General features: G+C 71.0%; 13 protein-coding genes and 1 pseudogene. 9 read left to right on the top strand and 5 right to left on the bottom strand.

Annotated elements, in window-relative coordinates:
* The first annotated feature begins 488 nt into the window (after window positions 1-488).
* From ACYF6T_RS20205 to ACYF6T_RS20190, 4 genes are read left to right on the top strand one after another with little or no spacing between them, the layout of a single operon-like run.
* On the top strand, window positions 489-1,322 hold the full coding sequence (locus tag ACYF6T_RS20205; RefSeq protein ID WP_461698184.1) for an alpha/beta fold hydrolase: 834 nt from the start codon (window positions 489-491) through the stop codon (window positions 1,320-1,322).
* A gap of 18 nt (window positions 1,323-1,340) precedes the next feature.
* Window positions 1,341-2,246: an alpha/beta fold hydrolase gene (locus ACYF6T_RS20200; RefSeq protein WP_461698183.1), complete on the top strand. Its 906-nt coding sequence runs from the start codon at window positions 1,341-1,343 to the stop codon at window positions 2,244-2,246.
* Window positions 2,243-3,772, top strand: a complete 1,530-nt coding sequence (locus ACYF6T_RS20195; protein ID WP_461698182.1) for an FAD-dependent oxidoreductase — start codon at window positions 2,243-2,245, stop codon at window positions 3,770-3,772. The genes ACYF6T_RS20200 and ACYF6T_RS20195 overlap by 4 nt, the downstream gene beginning before the upstream one ends.
* A gap of 59 nt (window positions 3,773-3,831) precedes the next feature.
* A complete protein-coding gene (locus ACYF6T_RS20190) occupies window positions 3,832-5,157 on the top strand; it encodes an amidohydrolase family protein (protein WP_461698181.1) in 1,326 nt (441 codons plus the stop codon).
* A 396-nt stretch (window positions 5,158-5,553) separates the two neighbouring features.
* Here ACYF6T_RS20190 and ACYF6T_RS20185 read toward each other — a convergent pair whose 3' ends face one another.
* The 3 genes and pseudogenes from ACYF6T_RS20185 to ACYF6T_RS20175 form a co-directional block, all read right to left on the bottom strand.
* Window positions 5,554-6,180, bottom strand: coding sequence for a TetR/AcrR family transcriptional regulator C-terminal domain-containing protein (locus ACYF6T_RS20185; protein WP_461698268.1), 627 nt, complete (start codon window positions 6,178-6,180; stop codon window positions 5,554-5,556).
* A gap of 322 nt (window positions 6,181-6,502) precedes the next feature.
* A pseudogene (locus ACYF6T_RS20180) lies at window positions 6,503-6,626 on the bottom strand (IS5/IS1182 family transposase); the annotation flags it as partial.
* 104 nt (window positions 6,627-6,730) lie between these two features.
* Complete coding sequence (locus ACYF6T_RS20175) at window positions 6,731-7,402, bottom strand: TetR/AcrR family transcriptional regulator (protein WP_461698180.1); 672 nt, start codon at window positions 7,400-7,402, stop codon at window positions 6,731-6,733.
* Window positions 7,403-7,558: 156 nt separating this feature from the next.
* On the opposite strand from ACYF6T_RS20175, the gene ACYF6T_RS20170 reads away from it, so the two are divergent.
* Window positions 7,559-9,022 carry an MFS transporter gene (locus tag ACYF6T_RS20170; RefSeq protein ID WP_461698179.1) on the top strand — a complete coding sequence of 488 codons (1,464 nt, stop codon included), beginning with the start codon at window positions 7,559-7,561 and terminating at the stop codon, window positions 9,020-9,022.
* Between the two features lie 410 nt (window positions 9,023-9,432).
* Here the strand turns inward: ACYF6T_RS20170 and ACYF6T_RS20165 are convergent, their stop codons facing one another.
* Both ACYF6T_RS20165 and ACYF6T_RS20160 read right to left on the bottom strand, forming a co-directional pair.
* On the bottom strand, window positions 9,433-10,860 hold the full coding sequence (locus ACYF6T_RS20165; protein ID WP_461698178.1) for a hypothetical protein: 1,428 nt from the start codon (window positions 10,858-10,860) through the stop codon (window positions 9,433-9,435).
* A 634-nt stretch (window positions 10,861-11,494) separates the two neighbouring features.
* On the bottom strand, window positions 11,495-13,030 hold the full coding sequence (locus ACYF6T_RS20160) for a hypothetical protein (protein ID WP_461698177.1): 1,536 nt from the start codon (window positions 13,028-13,030) through the stop codon (window positions 11,495-11,497).
* Window positions 13,031-13,223: 193 nt separating this feature from the next.
* Here ACYF6T_RS20160 and ACYF6T_RS20155 point away from each other — a divergent pair, with 193 nt between their 5' ends.
* Genes ACYF6T_RS20155 through ACYF6T_RS20140 form a run of 4 tightly spaced genes read left to right on the top strand, consistent with a single transcriptional unit; the run spans window position 13,224 to window position 20,183 of the window.
* Window positions 13,224-16,034: a hypothetical protein gene (locus tag ACYF6T_RS20155; RefSeq protein ID WP_461698176.1), complete on the top strand. Its 2,811-nt coding sequence runs from the start codon at window positions 13,224-13,226 to the stop codon at window positions 16,032-16,034.
* Complete coding sequence (locus ACYF6T_RS20150; RefSeq protein WP_461698175.1) at window positions 16,031-17,077, top strand: hypothetical protein; 1,047 nt, start codon at window positions 16,031-16,033, stop codon at window positions 17,075-17,077. Before ACYF6T_RS20155 ends, ACYF6T_RS20150 begins: the two co-directional genes overlap by 4 nt.
* Window positions 17,074-18,702: a hypothetical protein gene (locus ACYF6T_RS20145; protein WP_461698174.1), complete on the top strand. Its 1,629-nt coding sequence runs from the start codon at window positions 17,074-17,076 to the stop codon at window positions 18,700-18,702. Before ACYF6T_RS20150 ends, ACYF6T_RS20145 begins: the two co-directional genes overlap by 4 nt.
* Window positions 18,699-20,183: a hypothetical protein gene (locus tag ACYF6T_RS20140; protein WP_461698173.1), complete on the top strand. Its 1,485-nt coding sequence runs from the start codon at window positions 18,699-18,701 to the stop codon at window positions 20,181-20,183. Before ACYF6T_RS20145 ends, ACYF6T_RS20140 begins: the two co-directional genes overlap by 4 nt.
* The last annotated feature ends 15 nt before the right edge of the window (window positions 20,184-20,198 follow it).

Genomic DNA, 20,198 nt, shown 5'->3' with positions numbered 1-20,198 from the left:
TCCCCCACAGCGAGCACGCCCTGCTGGCGGACGTCGCCATGCGGAATCGTTCGCGGCGTCAACCGTGCCCGTCACCTGTCCTTGGCCCCAGGGCGCCTTCACCGCCGAGCAGGGCGGGCGCTGGGGCGCGGTGGCCGAGGTGCTGCCGCTGAAGCAGGGCCTGTCTCGCGCCCATTGCGCAGGTGTCGTCCCGCTTCGGCAGCGCGGCCGAAGTCTGCACGCACGTCCTTGAGCGCTCCGCGCAGGCGTCGTCGGTCGGGGCTCGCGGGCGAACAGCTGCATCCCTGCGCATCGTCGAACCGCGCACGTACCGACTGGCCACAGACCGACGGGCCGAGGCCACACCGAGGCCGGCATGCCCCGCGGCTTCGCCCCCCGCCCGGCCCGGGTGCTGCCGCAGTGCGCGATCGGCGTCGCAGGCCCCGAGGGCCGTACCTCCCCGACACCCCCCTTGACACGAAGACCTTATCGGCAACAGTGTATCCATTATGAGCACGTGGTCACAGCCCCAGCCCGATTCCCGGTTCGTCGCGGTGGACGGTCTGCGCATGCACTACAAACGCGCTGGTCGCGGCCCTGCACTCGTCCTGCTGCACGGCAGCGCCTCGTCGCTTCAGCACTTCGACCGTGCAGTGGACCTGCTGTCAGAGGCGTTCGACGTCATCCGCCCCGACCTGCCCGGGTTCGGCCTGACCGGCCCGCGCAAGGACCGCGACTACCGCATCCCGACCTACGCCGCTACGGTGGCCGGCTTCCTGAAGGAGCTGGGGGTGCCGCGCTACGCAGTGGCCGGCAACTCACTGGGAGGCAACATCGCCTGGAACCTCGCGCTGGACCACCCGGAGCGGCTGACCGGCCTGGTGCTGGTCAATGCCACCGGATACCCGGAGAAGGCGGTGCCAACGGGCATGCGCCTGACCCGCAATCCGCTGCTGCGCCCTCTGCTTCGGCGTGTGATGCCGCGTGGCGCCATCGAACGCAACCTGCGCTCGAACGTCGGCCCGCGCTCCACGATCGTGGACGATGCCATGGTGGACCGGGCCCACCAGCTCATGAGCCGACCCGGCAACCGCTCGGCCTTCGTCGACTTCTGCAACACCGACCAGCCCGACCGCAGCGCACAGATTCCCCGCATCACGGTGCCCACGCTCGTACTGCGCAGCCACGGCATCGACGGCCAGCACTTCGCCCGCGACATCCCCGGCGCCGAGGAACTGGTGCATCCCGACGGCGGTCACCTGCTGCCGGAAGAGGAACCGCAGTGGGTCGCGGACGCGATCGCGAAGTTCCTCGGGCCCTCCGCCGACACCGCCACGCACTGAGGCCAGGAGGCCCGTTTCATGAAGTACTTCGTCGCAGCGGGCGAGGACCGCTGCCTCACCGCCGACACGCGGCCGGCCCTGCGCGGCAGTTTCATCGAGCTCTCCGACGGCGTCACGCACTATGAACTGACCGGCCCCGCACACGGGGACGTGGTCGTGATGGCCGGCGGACTGACCATTCCCCTGTTCTACTGGGACGGCCTCGTCACCGAACTGCACGCCCGCGGGCTGCGGACGCTGACCTTCAGCGCGTACGGCCGCGGCTACTCGGACCGGGTACGGGCGCGCTACGGCGAGAGGCTGTTCGCACGGCAGCTGGTGAACCTGACAGACCGCCTCGGTCTGAGCGCACGGCCACTGCACCTCGTCGGCACCTCCATGGGCGCGCTGGTCGCCATGACCCACGCCGCCCAGTACCGCTCGCTGGTGTCCACCCTCACCCTCGTCGGACCCGCCGGTCTCGCGAAACCGAAACCGACCTCCCCGCACCGGCTGCTGCGCAGCGACCTGCTGGCCGGCGTCGTCGCCCGGCGGCGCGGCTCGCAGATACTCCGGGGGCATCTCGGGCACAACGTCCGCGACCCCGAACTCGGCGCGCGGCTCACCGAGATGGTCCTGGACGCCTTCCGCTTCGAGGGTTCGCTGTACGCGCTCTTCGACACGTTGCAGCACCTGCCCCTCTCCGGCCGGGACGACCTCTTCCGGCAGACGGGGGCACTGGGCATCCCGACGCTGCTCCTGTGGGGCGCCGAGGACGACATCACGCCACTGACCCACTTCGGCATGGCGCGCACCCTGCTGAAGCCGAAGCACCATCACGTGATTCCCGCATGCGGTCACATGGCGCCATTCGAACGGCCCCGCGACGTCGCCGACCAGATCGTCCCGTTCGTGGCCGCGCGCAGCGAAAGGCTCGATTCGTGAACAACCAGCAGGTCATCGACGTACTGGTCGTCGGTGCGGGTCCTTCGGGCTGCGCCGTGGCGATCGACCTCGTACGGCGAGGACTCGACGTACGGATCGTCGACAGGGCTCCCCACGCCTTCGACGGCTCCCGCGCCAAGGGCGTCCAGCCCCGCAGCCTCGAAGTCCTCGAAGACCTCGGCGCCCTCGACGACGTGCTGGCCGGCGGCGGCACCTATCCCAAGCTCGCGCTCCACGCCGGACCCCTCACCGTGCCGTGGACGATGTTCCCCCGCAAGGAGCCCACCTCGGACGTTCCTTATCCCAACACCTGGCTGATCCCTCAGTTCCGCACCGACCGCGCCCTGCACGCCCGGCTCCGCGCGCTCGGGTGCGAGATCGAGTTCGGCAGCGAACTGACCGACCTGACGCAGGACGAGGACACGGTGACCGCCAAGGTGACGGCGCCGGGCGGCACACAGGAGATCGTCGCCCGCTACGTCGTGGGCGCCGACGGCGGCTCCAGCGCGGTGCGCAAGCAGATAGGTGTCCGTTTCGTCGGAACAACGGACGAGAGCGACCGGATGCTCATCGTCGACGCCTCGGTGACCGGTCTGGCCCGCAACCGGTGGCACATGTGGCCCGGCCGGAGCGGCAGGTTCATCGGCGCCTGCCCGCTCCCCGACAGCGACATGTTCCAGTGGATGATCCGTCTCACGCCGGACGAGGAAGCGCCGACACACAAAGACGACATCCTCCGGCGGATCCACGCCCGCACCCACGACCGGCGCATCCACCTGCACGACATCCGCTGGACGTCGGTGTTCCGTCCCAACATCCGCCTGGCGCAGAGCTACGGCCGTGGGCGGGTCTTCCTCGCCGGTGACGCCGCACACGTGCACACCCCGGCCGGCGCCCAGGGTTTGAACACCGGTCTACAGGACGGCTACAACCTCGGCTGGAAGCTCGGCCAGGTCCTCGCCGGGGCTGACGCGACGCTGCTGGACACCTACGAGGCCGAGCGGCAGCCGATCGCCGCCGGAGTGCTGGGACTGTCCACGGACAAGTGGGGTGGCATCGCCAAGCTCGACCCTTCGAGCATGAAGCGAGGCATGGACGAGCAGCAGCTCGCCCTCACCTACTACGGCGGCCCGCTCGCCCCCGCCGACGGCATGCGCACCCGGACACTGCGGGTGGGCGACCGCGCCCCGGACGCCCGACTGCGCACCACCGACGGCGGCACCACCCGGCTGTTCGACGCCTTGCGCGGACCACACTTCACCGCCGTCGCCTACGGCCCCGCTGCCGCCCGAGACCTCCGGCGACTCACCTGGCCGACGGCGGGCGCACAGCTGAGGCGCCTCACCGTCGATCCGGCCGTCGCCGACGGAGCCGCCGTCGGCGACGAGGCCGACACCTGGGAGCGGGTCTACGGCCTCGCCGGCGACACGCTCCTGCTGATCCGACCCGACGGCTACATCGGGCACATCGCCACATCCGACTTCCTCACCACCACGCAAACCGCCGCACGCGCCATGACGCCGTAGGCAAGGAGCCGCACCATGTTCCACCAGAGCCACCTCCGCCCCGCTCACGGGGCCACGGCATGAGCCGGGTCCTGCTGCGCGGAGCGCAGGTCGTCACGATGGCCCCGAACCGGCCCGACAGCGAACACATCGACATCCTCGTCGACGGCGACCGCATCGCCGCCCTCGACGAGAACATCGAGGCGCCCGGCGCCGACGTCGTCGACTTCTCCGGCCGCATCGTCATCCCCGGCCTGATCAACGCCCACCTGCACACCTGGCAGACCGCGCTGCGCTCCGTGGGCGCCGACTGGACGCTGATGCAGTACCTCACCCACCTCCACGGCGAGTACGTCGGTCACTACACCCCGGCCGACATGTACATCAGCAACCTCGCCGGCGCCCTGAACCAGATCAACTGCGGTACGACCACCCTCGGCGACTGGTGTCACAACGCCCTGACACCCGAACACGCCGACGCCGCCGTCGAGGGACTCATCCGGGCCGGGATCCGCGCCGTCTTCCTGCACGGCACGCCCTACCGGGCGCCGGACATCCCCCACCCGCTCGCCGAGATCGACCGGCTGCTCGACGGTCCCGTCCGCGACCACGCCCTCCTCACCCTGGGCATGGCCCTCCAGGGGCCGCAATACTCCTCCGCCGAGACCGCAGTGGTCGACTTCCGCGCCGGCGCGGACCGCGGTCTCGTCCTCTCGATGCACCAGAGCGGCGGCGAACCCTCACCCGGCTGGGAAGCCCTACGCGCCGCCGGTCTGTTCAGTCCCCTGACCAACATCGTGCACGGAGCCGGACTGCCCGACGACTGGATCAAGACGCTCGTCGATGCGGGCGCCACCTTCACCACCACCCCGGAGAACGAACTGGGCCAAGGTCACGGCACCCCCGTCACCGGGTCCCTGCTGCGTTGGGACGCGGCCCCTTCCCTGGGCACCGACATCGATACCGCCGTGCCCGGCAAGCTCCTCACCGCCGCCCGCATCGCCCTGGCCCACCAGCGCGGTCTAGACCACGCCCAGCACCGGCAGGCGACCGGCACGTACGCCAACACGCCGTCCATCACCGCCAAGCAGGCACTGGCCTGGGCCACGGTCGAAGGGGCCCGGGCACTGGGCCTGGCCGACCGTGTGGGCCGCGTCGAGGTGGGCATGCAGGCCGACCTGGTCGCCGTCGACGCCCGGGCACTCAACCTGTGGCCGGCGCACGACCCCGTCGCCACGGTCCTGCACGCCGACATCGCGAACATCGAAGCCGTGATGATCGCCGGCGTCTGGCGCAAACGCGACCACGCCCTGTGCATATCGGGCCTCGACGCGCTCAACGACCAACTCCAGGAGTCCGCAGAGCGGCTGCTGCGCAACATCCGCCCTGCCGACTCGCCCACCTGACCCACCGCGTTCCATGTCGGCTACCGCGGGGATGCCGCGCCGGACTCTGCACCAGGAACAGATCGTCCAGTGCGCCATCGTCCTCCTGGACGAGGGAGGCATCGAGAACCTGAGCATGCGAAAGCTCGGCAGTCGCCTCGTGTCTGCTGCTGACGTGCCAGTAGAGCGCCGCCGCGGTGATTCCGCCCTCCTGACCATGGCCGACGACCTGCATGCGATGCTCCTCCGGCGCCCCTGGCTCCTGGCCGCGCATCGTCACGTTCGCGACCGGCGCCGCCCTCGCGGCCACCCCCGGCCCCTCCATGTCCTTCGGGCTGCGGTCGATCCTCGACGGCCTCCAAGCAAGGCTCGCACAGGCCACGTCACCCGACTCGCCCGATGGATCACCTCGCTCGGTCAGACCTCATCGCGCAGGCGGGCAAGTCCGCTGAGCAGAAGTTCGAGGCCGAAGGAGAACTCGTCCTCGATGGGAACCGGCATCACCCCGGCGACGGTGGCAGTGGCCGGGAACAGCTCCGGATCCACACGCCGAAAGACGTCCGCCAGTTGTGCGTCGCCGGGTTGCCCTGCGCCGCCGTGCCCGTTGTCCTGTACGGCGAAGCCGAGGACGTAGCGGGACAGGGTCGCGTACGCGTAAGCGGCCACTCGCCGAGGGAAGCCGCTGTCGAGCAGCACCGCGACGCAGTGCTCCCGCAGTGCCATGGCGTTCGGTCCCAGCGGTACCTGCTCGACGAGGAGGCGCGCCGCGTTCCGGTGGCGGGCCAAGGCGTCGAACATGGTGTGCGCGACCGTCCGCATCGCCTGCTGCCAGCCCATCGCCAGGAGTTGCTCGCCGTTCAGCTCCACGACGCCGAACATGCGGTCCACGACATGAGCGACCAGAGCCGCCCGGTTGTCGAAGTGGCGGTACAGAGTCGCCGTGCCCGAGCCCAGACGCTGGGCCAGCGAGCGCATCGAGAGAGCATCGGAGCCCTCCTCGTCGACGATCTCCAGTGCTGCGGCGACAATGCGCTCCAACGGCACCGGCGGCCGCCCCGGAGAACGCCGAGCCGATACCGCGCCCACGCGCCCCGCGCCCCGTTCTGCCACGTGACGTCCCACCTCCTCGGCCAGCACCGGATCACCAACACCGTAGCCGAGACGAGCCACGTGATCAGACCTACGGGATTGGGGCTTCGCCTCAGCAGCGGCGGGCTGCGGGCTGCACCAGCTGCTCGCCATGTCTTCGAGGGTGAGGTGGGAAGGCCACGGAGTTCCCTACCAGGCCCGTGGACGGGGCCAGTGCGCCGCGGTTGGTGTGGGCGATGGTCTCAGCGGTGATCGACACGGCCGTCTCCTCGGCCGTACGAGTTTTCCCGGCCCCGGCGGCGTGCTGGTGGGCCCGGCAGATCGTGGAGTCGACGGACACCCCACTCGACATGCCCGGCGGTATCGGCTTTGATCTGCGGCTTCTCCAGGGCGACCCGGTCCTACGGCAACCCGCCGCCTCCAAGCGCAGTCACTGTTGGTCCGTCAGGTCTCCACGAGCCATCCGAAGATCACGCTCAACGAAGATCAACACCTCGAACACGCCTTAGCGCGCCCGCGTGAGCAGCCCATCGATGACCACGTCGATGGCGACGCGGAGCCGCTGCTGACCGTCGCCCGCGACGAGCCGGTCGGCGTGGGCCGTGATCAGCGGGAAGCGGTCCGGCGGCAAGGCCATGAAGGTCTCGTAGATCTGGCCCGCGTCCTCACGGCGATCCGAACGCCGCGCGTCGGCCTCCATGGCCGCATGGGACACCAACGTCGTGAAGATGTCCGCCGCCCAGGCGGCGTCCTGCGGATCGATCGATCCGGCGAGCAGGATCCCCAGCATGTTCTCCAGGAAGCACAGCGTCGACTCGGTCGTCAGCGGTTCGGCCAGCGTCGTCGCGGCGATCCCGGGGTGGGCGGCCAGCGCCTGGTTCATGCGCGCCAGCAGTGCGTGCAGCTGCTCCCGCCAGCGTTCGGGATCCGGGGTCTCGAGCTCGACGGTGGCGACGATCCGGTCCTGCATCGCGCGCAGCAGGTCCTCGCGCTTGGCGACGTAGACGTAGAGCGAGGCGGGGCCGGTGTCCAGGGCTGCCGCGACGCGCCGCATCGTGACCGCTTCCAGACCTTCGGTTTTCAGCAGCTCCAAGGCCGCGTCGACGATCGCGTCCAGGCTCAGCGGCGCCTTCGCGGGGCGGTCGCGGGTGGAGCGCTTGCGAGTGGCGGGGGGCATCTGACCAGGACCTCCGGTTCGGGGTGCGACGGGCGGCGTGACCTGCCCGGTTGGAGACGCGACCCAGTCTAACGTACACTGTTCGTAACGAACACTGTTCGTCGCGAACGACGTTCGCCCAGATCACGCCCGTATCTCTCCCGAAAGGAGCCCTCCATGAGCACGCAGAACATGGTCCGGTCCCCGGCACCGGCCGACGCTCCCCGCTCGCTGCGGGAGGCGTGGATCGCCCTCGCGGGGCTGTCCGCGGTCTTCCTCTTCGAGATGCTCGACAACTCGATCCTCAACGTCGCGCTCCCCACGATCGGCCGCGACCTGAACGCATCGACGACCGCCCTGCAGTGGGTGACCGGCGCCTACGCCGTCGTCTTCGGTGGCCTGATGCTGGCCTTCGGCGCGATCGCCGACCGGTTCGGCCGCCGCCGCGTCATGCTCGTCGGCCTGGTCCTGCTCGGCGCGGCGAGCCTGGCGACCGCGTTCGTCACCAGCGCCGAACAGCTCATCGCCGTCCGCGCCGCGATGGGCGTCGCCGCCGCCATGACCACGCCGGGGTCGATGGCCCTCGCCTTCCGCCTGTTCGACGACGAGCGGCTCCGCGTCCGCGCGATCACCCTCATCTCGACGGTGGGCCTGGTCGGCCTGGCCATCGGCCCGACCGTCGGCGGCTTCGTGCTCGCGATCGCGCCGTGGCAGGTCCTGCTGCTGGTCAACGTCCCGATCGCGGCGCTCGCGATCATCGGCATCCGCTACGGCATCACCGCGGACGACCCGGCGGACCTCCACCGCGACCCGTCGGACATCGCCGGTGCGGTCCTGGGCACGGCGACGATCGTGTCAGCGCTCGTCGCCCCGACGCTCTTCGTCAACGCGGGCGCCGGCTCGTGGACCCCGTGGACCGCCACCGCGGCCGCGATCATTGCCGCGACCCTGTTCGTCCTGCGCGAGCGCTCGGCCACTCACCCGCTGCTCGACCTCAAGCTCGTCAGCCACCCGCTGGTCGCCAGCGGCCTGGCCTTCAAGGCCGCGGCGGGCCTGGCGACCGCCGGCCTCGGCTACCTCGTGACCCTCCACCTGCAGTTCGCCTGGGGCTGGAAGCCCGGCCTCGCCGCCCTCGGCCTGCTGCCGCAGGTCGTCGTCCTCATCGCGGGCGGCGCCTTCGTCGAGCCGGTCCTGCGCCGCGTCGGCCCGAGCCGCGCCGCCTGGCTCAGTGCCGCGACCGTCGTCGCGGGCCTGACCGTCTACGGCCTGTTCGGCCGCTTCGGCTATGTGTTCGTCGCGATCGCCCTCGCCCTCGTGGCGGCCGGGATGCGCGTGGTCGGCGTGGTCGCGGCGACCAACGTCCTCAACGGCCTGCCCAAGAGCCGCACCACCATCGGCGCCGCCCTCACCGACACCGCCACCGAAGTCGCCTCCGGCACCGGAATCGCCATCGCGGGCACCATCCTCGCGGCCCTGTTCACCGGCTCGATCGCCACGCCCCACTGGAGCGCGCACCAGACCGCGCAGTTCCAGAACGCCGTGACAGTCGGCGGCCTGACGCTCACCGTGATCGCCGCGGCGCTGACCGGCTGGGGCATCGCGCGCGTGCGGCGGGCCGGCGAGGTCACCCCCGGTCGGTGAACTCGTCCTTGAGCGCTTCCCTTCAGTGACCGCCGGCACGACGTCAACAGGGCCTGCAACACCAGGGGTTGCATGGGCCGACAGGGACTTGACCTCCTGCGCCGCGCGTTCGGACACCTCGTCGCCGACGAGGCGCGCGAGTTCCTGCGCGGCGGCCCGCGAGTGTTCGGCCGGAGAACACCGCCTTGGCGAACCTGACCCTGGCGCCGGAACATGCGGTGTTGTCGCGAGAGCCGCCGGTTCGTGCGTGCCAGGGCTTGGGCTCGGCGTGGTGGCGAGGGCAGCACGTGTGGCCGCCCTGGAAGGCAGGCGGTATCAGCTCACCGAGTAAGTCCCACTGATCACGAGTGAGTTCATCGCCACATGCGTCCCACCTTGATCCAGTATCTGACGAGCTGTGACGGCGGACCTCAAAGTGCCGAGACGTATGAGGGCAGGCGGGTCCACCAGCGGGCCCGGGCGCGCAGTGTCGAGGGCAGGCGCTCGTCGTCGGCGAGAAGTCGCACCCAAAGGCGATCGCCGCCTATTCCGAGGGCGTAGACGAGGTCGCCCAGGACACGGACGCTGAGGTCACTGCCCGCGCGGGCGGCAGTTCCGTGCAGGGACAGCGCTGCGGTCCAGAAGTCGTCGCCACTGCGGCCTCCCATGTGCGCGAGCGCCCGGGCGGCGGCGTCCGCCACGGCGGCCGGCACACCGCCGCGCAGCACCACCCGCTCGATCTGGGGGCGCTCTCGGGATCCGCCGAGGACGCCCAAGGCATGAAACAGCCGGACGGCGGCCTCGGTGTCGCGACCGAAACCCAGCCGGGTGAGCTCCCGGCTCACGGCCGCGGCGAGCGGAGCCCGATAGGGGGTGGCGTAGAGCAGCAGCAGGGCGTGCAAACGTACGTCGAAGACCGGGTCGGCGAGGGCCTCCTCCAGGAGGACCGGCAGGGTCGCGTCGTGGAAGCGGTCCGTCTGTCGGGGCATCAGTGACACGGCAGAACCGGCGATCCGGGCAACCAGCACCGACAGGTGGCGTCGAGTCTCCGGCGCCAGGGGCTCCGGCGGTGGGCCCCCGGCGTGGACACCACGCACCGGGGCACGCAGGGAGTCCGGCACCTCACCTGTGTCACATGAGCGCGCGAGATCGAGGACGGAGCCCGCGAGGACCCGGGTGTCGTGGAAGCGCGCACCGGTCTCCCGGAGCAATTCGGCCGCGTGCCCGGCGACCTTCCCGACCTGTTCCGGCCGGAAGTGGCCGTACCTGAGCTTGCGGACGCAGGCCAGCAGGGCGCCGTAACGGGCGTCGTCGTTGGTGGGGTCGGCCAGTTGGGCCAGGACCGACCGGGCCGCGTCGGGATGGGCGCTGCCGTCGAGCAGGCACACCGTCTCGATATAGGCCTGATTGGTCGGGTCGGCGGCCCAGTCGGCAAGCGCCGCAACGGCCGCCCGGCCGCCGGAGGGGTGCTCCAGCAGGCGGTTGAACGCCTCGAAACGCTGCCTCCAGGCGCGCCCGTCTGAAACGACGGTTTCGGTGAGCAGGCGATGGGTGACGGCCGACCAGTCGCCGGAGCGCAGCCGCAGGCCGGGACGGGCCGCGAGAAAGGCGGTCAGCCCGTCCCAGTCGGCGCCGGTTACGGCGTCGTCGCCGGTCACCGCGTCGAGCACGTCGTCCACCCGGGAGGCGAGTGCGGCCAGGTGCCGCGGCGGACGCGCCAGCAAGACGCGCGTCGACACCGCGCCTACGCCTGGGGACAGATAGCGGTTGAAGGTGTCGATGGCGCTGCTGAGATAATCGGGCGGCAACGCCAAGAGTTCCTCATAGCGGCGCACGGCGAGGTAGGGAACCTCGGTCACCGCGGTCTCCCACCGGGAGATCTTGCTTGCATCGGCCCAGTGCGGCCAGCATCCACCGCGGAAGGCGGCGGCGAAGGTGTAGGCCCTGGTCGCCCATTCAGCACAGGCGCCGTACAGCCGGTTGACCCGTAACAGCCATGCCGTGCGGTGCCGCGCCGAGAGCCTGCAGCCGCTCGCCGGTGGGGTGGCACCGCGGTACGGCCGTCCGCGGTCCGCGTTTACCACAGAATGCCCCCATGCAACGGTCTTTATTGCACTGTCCGCATCCGTGTGCAATCTACCGGCTGCTCGTCCGCCACGCGCCCTAAAGTTCCGGTCGATCAATGGCCAGAAGGGGGAATCACCGTGATCGAGACCAGCCGGCACGACACTCACGCCCCACACGACGCCATCGGCCCCGAAGACCCGGATGACGCTTTTTCCCACAGCCCGAAAGCAAGCGTCTTATCAGTTCATTGAGGCGTGTTCGAGATGCGAGCGAAGACGCAACGGATCTGGTTGGCGCAGGCAGTCGGTCCGGGGGTGGCAAGTCGGTGACCGTACGGGTTCGGACGGGACTGGAGACGCTCGTCGCGGCATGCCGTCCCAGTGCAGCGCCGCAAGCCGCCTTCTCAGCAAGAGGTCCGTCGGCCCGTCACAGGGCGCGCAGATCGCGGACGGCGAGGAGGTCGCGTTGCACCTGAGCCGCTCGGTCGCCCAGCGCTGACGGGCGCAGTTCGGCGAAGAGGGACCGCCGTCCCCGATTGGCGGTTTGGTCAAGCCACTCCAAGGTCCGCCACGCACACCGAAACTGATCGTCCACCAGCCGGCCCGGGAACCGCGGGTCCGCCGGGGACGGATCGGATGGCGGATCGGGCAGCGCCAGCAGCAAGTCACCGTCCCCCGCCACCCCGGCGCCACCGCGTCGCACGGCCAGGACGTCCTCGACACGCTGCAGGGCACGATCGATACCGGCCCGCCACACCCCGGTCGGCGTCCGGTCGACGGCTGTGAGCTCCCGACGCGCCGCCCACCAGTCGAGGTAACGGGGTGACGGGCGAACGTACAGCACCCGTGCACACGTGTCCCGCAGCAGATCCAGCATGATGCGGCCGTAGTGCCGGTCCTCGGCGAACACGTAGGGCCGGACCAGGATTACCGCGGACCAGGGACGACCGAGCCGCTGCAGTTCCTCGATATGGCGTGCCGTCACAGCCCAGCCGCGCAGTCGGCCAGACCTGCGGTCGAGGGGATCGCCCTGCACCACCCGGCCGCTGTGCACTTCGGTCGCCGAACTGACCGGAACGTACTCCCACCCCAGCGCGCCGGCGACCAGAGCGGCGGTGTACGCGGCGGACCAGACGGCGCCGATCACGACCAGCGGCCGTCGATCGGCGCCCCGCCAAGGGGAGGCGGCGGGATGGTGCAGGTCGCTGAGACAGTTCTGGACCAGTAGGTGTCCTGGCCACTGCGCGGCAACGGGGGCCCACAGAGAGGTTCCCGGCTCGCCCTGCCAGCTGTACTCCCCCGCGGCACGCAGCGCTTCACCGACGGTGATCTCCAACTCGGCACGGACCCGGCCGTGTCTGGCGCCGGGGTCTGCGTCCGAAGGGTGGTACGTCAACCGGCCGGCGAAGCCGGCACGCAGGGCGCGCTCCTTCAGGTCCTCCCACGACAGCGGCTCAGTACCGTCGGTCAGCCGGAACTCGCTCACCAAAGCCGTAGCCAAGGCGTAGTCCTCTCCGGAAACGACGTGCGCCACGTCGGCTCGGAACCGCACGGCCGCCCGGCGGTCGTCGTAGAGCGCTGCCACGGCACGCAGCGGAGCGGGGAGCCGGGCCTGCGGAAGACGCCGTACATACGCCTCGACCCCACTGATCGCAGAGACCGCCGCCGCCAGTTCGGACGGCCGCTCGTACGGTGCGGCCGTCAGCGCCTCATGGCGGGGCAGCCAGCCGATGTCCGCGAACACCCGCGCCGGGCTCACTCCGGCGAACTCCGCGAGCGCGCGTACGAAACGGGGCGGGGGCATGCGGTCGCCGAGCATGTACTTCCGCACGGTTTCCGGCTTGTAGTTGAGGGCAGCCGCGAGCGCACTGTCGCCACAAGGCCGGCCGGCCGCGGCCAGCGCGGCCCGGCAGCCCTCCAACGCGGTTCTGAGCCGCTCGCGTTCCTCCCTGGTGTAGGTCACCGGTCCCCCTCGGCCCCCGTACAGAAATGGTGACACGAGCGTACGGATCCGACGTCCGAAGCGGGCTGGCCTTGGGGAAATCTGGCCCCGGCGACGCCGTTCCCCGGGAAGGACACGGGACTGATCCTCCCGGCAGGTCTGGGAACGGAGGAGGGAGTAGAACATGACGCCGGACCAACCTGCGGGAGGACCCATGCCGAAGGGCGCCACGCCCGCGGGTGCCATCCCGACGGTGACCGAGTGGCCGGAGTGGCATCCGGACAGCACACCGGACAGCCACCGCCTGCTCGCCCGTTACGTCAGCGTCCAGGCGCTGTGGGACCTCGACCTGCTGGAGCACGAGGCGCACCGCTGGGACGGCAGGCCACTGGAGCTGCTCGAACGGCTCTATACGCGCTTGCAGCGCAAGAACATCCCCTACAACAACGCTCCTTGGAGCGCCCGCGCCCAACAGCGCATCCGCGACCCGCACGAGGTCGACCGCAGTTCGGGCACCTGCCTGGACCTGACACTCATGCTCGCCGCCATGTGCGAGGCGGCCGGTCTGCGGCCGTACGTGACGGTCCTGGAGGGCCACGCCATCCTGCTGGTACACACCGACCCCGCGGCGGCGGACGACGAGATGTCCCGGCCACCGGTGACCCCGGTCCCCGACCACGAGCGAGGCGTCTTCCGCACCTACGGCCAACGGCTGCGGCTTACGGCCGGCACAGCCGTCGACGCGGTGTACGCCTGTCACGGCCAGAACGCGGACTTCGATACAGCGTGCAGGAGGGGCACGACGCTGCTGGAGGCGGAGCACGACACCGTCCGCATGGTCGACGTCGTGGCCCTGCACGCCGAGGGTGACGAGAACGTGCACCCCCTGCCGATGGTTCGCGACGAGTCCAGGGCCGCGATCCATCGGCGTCTCCCGCCCCGGCCGCCGTTCCTTGAGTTCCCCGGGCGCGGTGCGCTCGTCGAGGACCTGCGCAAGGCCGCGGCGCAGGGTGGAACCGTGGTACTGCACGGGCCGCAGGGCGTCGGCAAGAGCATGCTCGCCCACCATCTTGCGGCGCGGGCCGGTGAGGGGCGCGGATGGTTCCTGGACGCCGTCGACCAGCGGACCCTGACGGCCTCGCTCGGCGACGCGGAGATCGACGAGCGAGGACTGAGCGCCCAGGACCGCGACAGCGGCGACCGCTCGGGGTACGCGGCCCTGGCGCTGGAACGACTCCGCGCCACCAAGGCCTCGTGGGTGGTCGTCCTGGACAACGTGGAGGTCGAACCGAAGGATCTCCGTCTCCCGCAGACCACCACGGCAGGCCAGCTGGTGGTCGTCACCACCACCAGGCCGGAGTGGGGCGACACAGCCGGTTCCGCGCTGCCGAACCCGCACGCTGTCCACATCCACGTGGCCCCGCTGGACGCGGACGACGCCAGGGAACTCCTCGACGCGGAGGACGCTCCCCTGGATCTGATCGGCGGGCGGGCGCTGCTGTTGGAGGCCAGCGCCCGCCTGCTGCGCACCGCCGGCCTCGCCTGGTGGAAGACCGCCGCCACGCTGCCCACCAGGGTCGAGGAGGTGCCCGCGGCCATCTGGTCCACCGTGATCGCTGGAGCGGACGGCGCCGCGAGCGGACCGCTGCGGGACCCGGCGTCCGCAGAGCGCCGGCTGGCGACCGCCATGGCCTGGCTGCCGTCCTCGGGACTGAGCCCGGCGCTGCTGACGCTGGCGATGGAAGGCGGCGAGGCGGGCGACGGTCCCCAGCACGAGGTGCGGGCCGCCCTGGACCGGCTGCACGACCTCGGGCTGATCGACTTCACGGGTGGTCAGGCCACCATGCACCGGCTTTTTCGAGGTGCGATCCAGGATCACTCCGCGCGGCACTCCGGCGCGGAAACCGCGGTACTGGTGGGCACGCTGTACCGGAACCTCTTCGCCGCGACGCACGCCGCCCGACCGGCACCGGCGGAACGGACCGTCCTGGCCTCGCCCTTCGATCTGGTCCTGGTCACGAGGGAGGTCGAGCGCATCGCCGACCTGCTGGCCGGCACGCCCTTCGGGCGGGACGCCTTGCGCAACCTGCACGCGCTCGGGGTGCTGGTGCAGCGGCAGGACACGGACGCCGCAACGTACTGCTTCCACAAGGCCCTTGAGCATGCCGGCGCGGACGGCGGGGCGGGCGCCGACGCCGAGTGGCGGATCATGCGCTCCGACTGTCTGCGCGGCAAAGCCCGGGCCGTGCACAACGCCCACGGCGCATCGAGGTGGGGCACGGTCGAAGAGGCCATCGCCTGGACCATCGAGGCGCAAACCCTGTGCGACGTCCCCGGGGCGGGCCGGCCCGAACAGCTGGCCGCCTCCCGCGCCGAGGCGATGCACGGCCTGCTGCTGCGTAAGCGGGCCAGGGCCGAGGACCTGCCGGCACGCGAACGGCTGGAACTGCTCCGCGAGGCCGAGCGGTTACTGCGGCACAGCGCGGACGAACGCGCCGAGCTCACCGAGAAGGACTCGCCCGACGTGGACCGCAGCCGCTTCAACCTCGCCGGCCTGGAGATCGCATTGGCGCAAGCGGACCCCCACGGTCCACCCCGCGCACACCTCGACGCGGCCGAGGCCCACTACCAGGACGTCCTGAACATCCGCCAACTGCGCTACCACACGCGGCACCTGGAGGAAGTGATCACCTGCGTCCACGGCCTCGCGCTGGTGAACTTCTACCGCGCCGTGCTGCAGGACGACGTCACGCCCGCAGAACGCGTCCAGTGCCTGATGGACGCCCTGCGACATGCCCGCGAGGCACTGGAGGTGCGGCAGAGTCTGGTGGTCACCGTCGAGGGCAACGTCCTCAAGAGCCTGGACATTCTGGCCAAGGCAGCCCTGGCCCGCCTCGACGCCCAGCAGCTGGCCCGGGACGCCACACGTGTGCCCGACGCCTCCCAGAGGCTCTACCGCGTCTACCGGAAAGAGTCCGGCGACGGTCGCTTCGGCCCCGCACCCCAGGAAAGGAAACACCCATGACCTCGGTATTCTCCCGGCCCACCCTGCCCGGCAGCGGCAAGGACCTGGTGTCCGACATCGACGCCTATCTCTCCTCCGACGCCATGCGGGCGCTGGTCGGCGCCTTCGGGGGCGAGCCCGCGGACCTGGCCGGCACGCCGGACACCCTGTTGAAGCGCATCGACCGGCTCTTCGAGTTCACCGGGAGCGTCAACACCCGTCTGGCGGACGAGGAGCGCCACCAGGCCGGTGAACTGCCGATGACTCCCGAGCAGGCCGACACCACCCTGGCCGCCGTCACCGCCCTCGGCCTGCGGGACACACTGCCGCCCAGCCGCCGGGAGTACGACCATGTGCTCATGCTCGGCGGCCTGATCCGGGCCTGCTTCAACCGCCCCGCCTACGCCGCTCAGCTCATCTCCGAGGGAACCGTGACCGCCGGGGCCGTCACCGCGCTGGGCGGCCACCGGCCGTTCGCCAAGGAGGCGAAGGACCCCAACGAGTTGGAGTCCGTCCTCGCCGAACGCCTCGGTCACCCTGAGCTGACCGAGGAGTACCAGGCGCTCGACCTCGGCACCCGGCTTGCGTTCGGCCTCGGCGACCCGGAGCGCGAGGAAGGCGAGACCTCCCCCGACCCCGCCCGCCTTCCCGGCCTGACCTGGGGAGTGCGCCACTACCGTACCGCCGGGGGGCTGTCGGTACGCGTGGCCGCCGCACCCTCCACCGCCCCGGAACGCCGCGCCCACACGGGTGAGACGTACGCGTTCTTCGCCAGCCGGATGGCCTCTTTGAAGCCCGGTGCGCGACTGCTGCTCGTCACCACGCCGATCTACCAGCCGATGCAGCACTTCACCGCGATCCGGATGCTGGCCCTCCCGCACGACGTGGAGGTGGAGACCGTCGGCGGCGACGTGACGGACCGGGCGCCCGCCCTGCACCAGCCGTTCACACCGACGAGGTACCTCAACGAGGTGCGCACGACCGTGCGGGCCCTGCGAGCTCTGGCCGAGACGGCACTGGAACTCAACGGGCTGGGAGCCCGGGACGGAAGGGGGACGCCGTGACCGGGAGTCTGGCCGAGGCGCTGACCCGGGGCTGGCTGCGGCTGCCACGCGAGGCACGTCAGGCGATCCACCCGCTGGGCGGGGTGTCGAAGGGCGTGGTCAACAAACGCCTTGCGGGCAGCTACTTGGTGCCCCGGCTCAGGGAGAAGCACCCCGAGCTGCGGTCGGTGCTGCGCGAGAAGTCCGGGGACCGGAGGGAGATGGACCAAGCGGCCGACGCCGTGGGCGGGCTGTTACCCGAAGTGCTGCAGGACGGCCTGGTCCTGCCCTGCTTGCGGGAGGCCTGCCGCCGGGCCGGCGTGGCCGTCTGGCGGTACGAGGAGACGCTGTACCGATGGGCCAGGGAGTGGGACGGCGACCGGCCCCCGACCCCCGAGCAGTGCGACCGTGCGGTCATGCCGCTGTCCGGCACACACGACCAGCCGCCCCCGAAGTACGCGGTGCTGGAGAAGCTGCTGGCGGACCCGGCCGTGGTCCAGCGGCTCCGCGCGGTCGTGGACGATCACTGGACCCCGCACACGCCCACCCCCGGGCGCACAGCCGATCCGGCGCACCAGCGCGCCCTGAACGAACTGCTCGACTCCGACGTCACCAGCGACGTGAACGCACTGTGGGAGGCCTACGTCAAGACCCGGCCCTGGGAGCGGCTGCTGACCGACGCCGAAGCCTCCGGGCTCTCGGAGTCAGCCGTCCCGCCCCGGCCGGGTGTGGCCGAGCGGCGCACGGGCCGAGGTGCGCCCCTGCCGCGCCCGCTCGATCGGTCACTGAGGCAGCGGCTCGGCAGCGCGGTCTTCCGGAACCCGGAGGAAGCGAGCGAGGAGTTCCGCCGCAGCACCACACTCGACGTCGCCCTGGCCGAAGCGGAACGCATGTGTCAGCCGCTGGGTCTGTCCAGCGACGACCGGCGGTCGGCGTTCGCGCTGGGAGTGCAGTTGGCATACGCGGTCAACACATCCGTCATCGACGAGCGGCTGACGGCGCGCCCGTCACCCGGGCACCGGCTGCCTCGCCGCATGGAGAAGCTGATCGACGCGATCGTCAGGGACGACTTCATGGCCTACAGCATGCGCCGTCCGGGTGGACTGCATGGACGCGCACGCCAGGAACTGGAAGCCGCCCCGGTCCATGTGGTGCCCCGGCTGTGGCCAAGGCTGCACACCGGTGAAGTCCGCAGGATGCCTGCTTCCCCCGAGCGCTGCATCGACCTCGTCGGCAGCGCGATCCGCTCCTTCGTCAGCGAGGCCGGCTCCGGTGGGCACGCCCCCGACGAGCCGGAGATGGTCAGGCTCGGCGAACGGGAGCTGGAGGACCCCGCCGCAGGCGACCCCACGGCCACCCACGACTCGCTTCAGACCCTGCGCCTTCGGGATGTGGTCCTGTCAGTGTTCGATCACCACATCGGCACGGACCCCTCGTTGGCGGACGGCGGCGCCTACGGACTGGTCCGCTGGTTCCTCACCAGCCAGAGCGGCGAGGCCGTCCGCAGCTGGTGGCACAAGGCGCTTCAGGCCTACGCCGACTCCCTGGCGGACGGCGACAGGCCGGTGGTACGGCCCACCGTGGAAGAGGCCCGCGACGTCATCGAGACCTTTTGGTCGGACCGAGAAGAGGACCCGGAACCATGACCACGACAGTGACCGTGCGCATCGACACGGTCGGCACCGTACGGCTCGGTCCTCCCCTGCAGGAGCGGCCGTTCTACTCGCCCCTGGAGCTGGCCGGCGGGATTCTGGTGACCGACCCCTTCGCTCCCGACGCCCCGCCGTACGCGGAGGTGGACCACCTCGCCGAGGCCGCCGACTGGCTGACGGGCGTCTACGGTGCGCAGGCCGTAGACGCCGCGCGGATGGCACTGGCCGGGGCACAGGCCATGACGGTGTCCCGACAGGACCCTGTGGACTTCACCGTCCGGTCGGCCGACACGCCGTGGACTCCGGGACCGCACCACACGGCCGTGGCGCGGCTGACGACCGCACGCTGGCTGGCGAACTGGTCGCCCGACCCACTCGATCCGGCGCTCCTCGACCTGGAGGCGGGAGGTCTGCTGTGGGACCTCGACGGAATCGTTCCGGACGCGCACACGGCGGCGGAGTCATGCCTGCGCAGGTCGGCCGACCGTCTGCTGCCACTCGTCGAACTGCTGCGCCGCTGGTCGCCGCAGCAGGTGTCGGACGGTCTGGTCGCCGAGGCGGTCATGGACTCCCTGCTGGCGGCCGCCTGCCTGCTCGACGGCCATCCGCATCACGCACGGCTGCTCGAACTGGCCCAGGAGGAGGCGGCGTTGCGGGAGTCCGGGATTCGGATGTCCTGCCCCGAGGAGCGGATACTGCCCAAGGTCCGGGTCCAGACCGCCCGCTCCGGTGCCGGCCGCTGGATCGGCAGCGTCGACTGGGAGCAGGTTCCGGCGCGGGTGCTCAGCGCCGCGGAGAACACGGTGAGCTGGTGGACGCACGACGCGGACGGCGAAGTGCTGCTACGGGTGGAGGTGGAACCAGGGCCTCGGGAAGCCGGGTCGGAGGGGTTGGGATTTCGCGCATACCACCCGTCCCTGCCCTTGCCAGTGGCACGGGGCGGGCTGATGCCGTCCCCGGAGCCGGGCAGAAGGAAGCTCCGGGGTGAGGCGTTGCTCAGTCCCCTGGCACAGGCCCTGGATCCGGCGGACATGATCGTCGACGTATTCGATCCGACCATGGTGCGCCGCCCCCGCTTGGGTCGGGCCGCCACACGGGCCGCCCACGAGCGGCGAGCCGTCCGCCAGTTGGCCTCCCTGCGTCTGCACTGGTCGGTCCGCAACCGCGACGCCCTTCAGGACTGGGTGCGGTTCGGGGTGCACGCCGCCCGGAGCCTGGACGAGACCAGCCCGGGCTCCGGGCCCGACGCGCTGGGCACGCGCATGTGGGCACTCGCCGTGGCTGCCGGTGACGCCGCGGTGTCTCTCGGTGCCCCGGCGGGGGACCTGCCGGGACGAGCCGGGGACATCCGACGCACGGCGGGAGCGGCGGGGGCTCCCTATCTGCCCCGACTGTGGGACCCGGTGTGGCGTCCCACAGTGGCGGAATGGCTGGCCGTGCGGCCGGACTTCGGTGTGGCGACCGCCCGGCCATGACGGCCTGGGCGCTGC

This window comes from Streptomyces sp. 7R007 (assembly GCF_054850255.1).
Note: the sequence above shows the minus strand (reverse complement) of the source record. Positions and strands in the feature narration are given on the sequence as shown.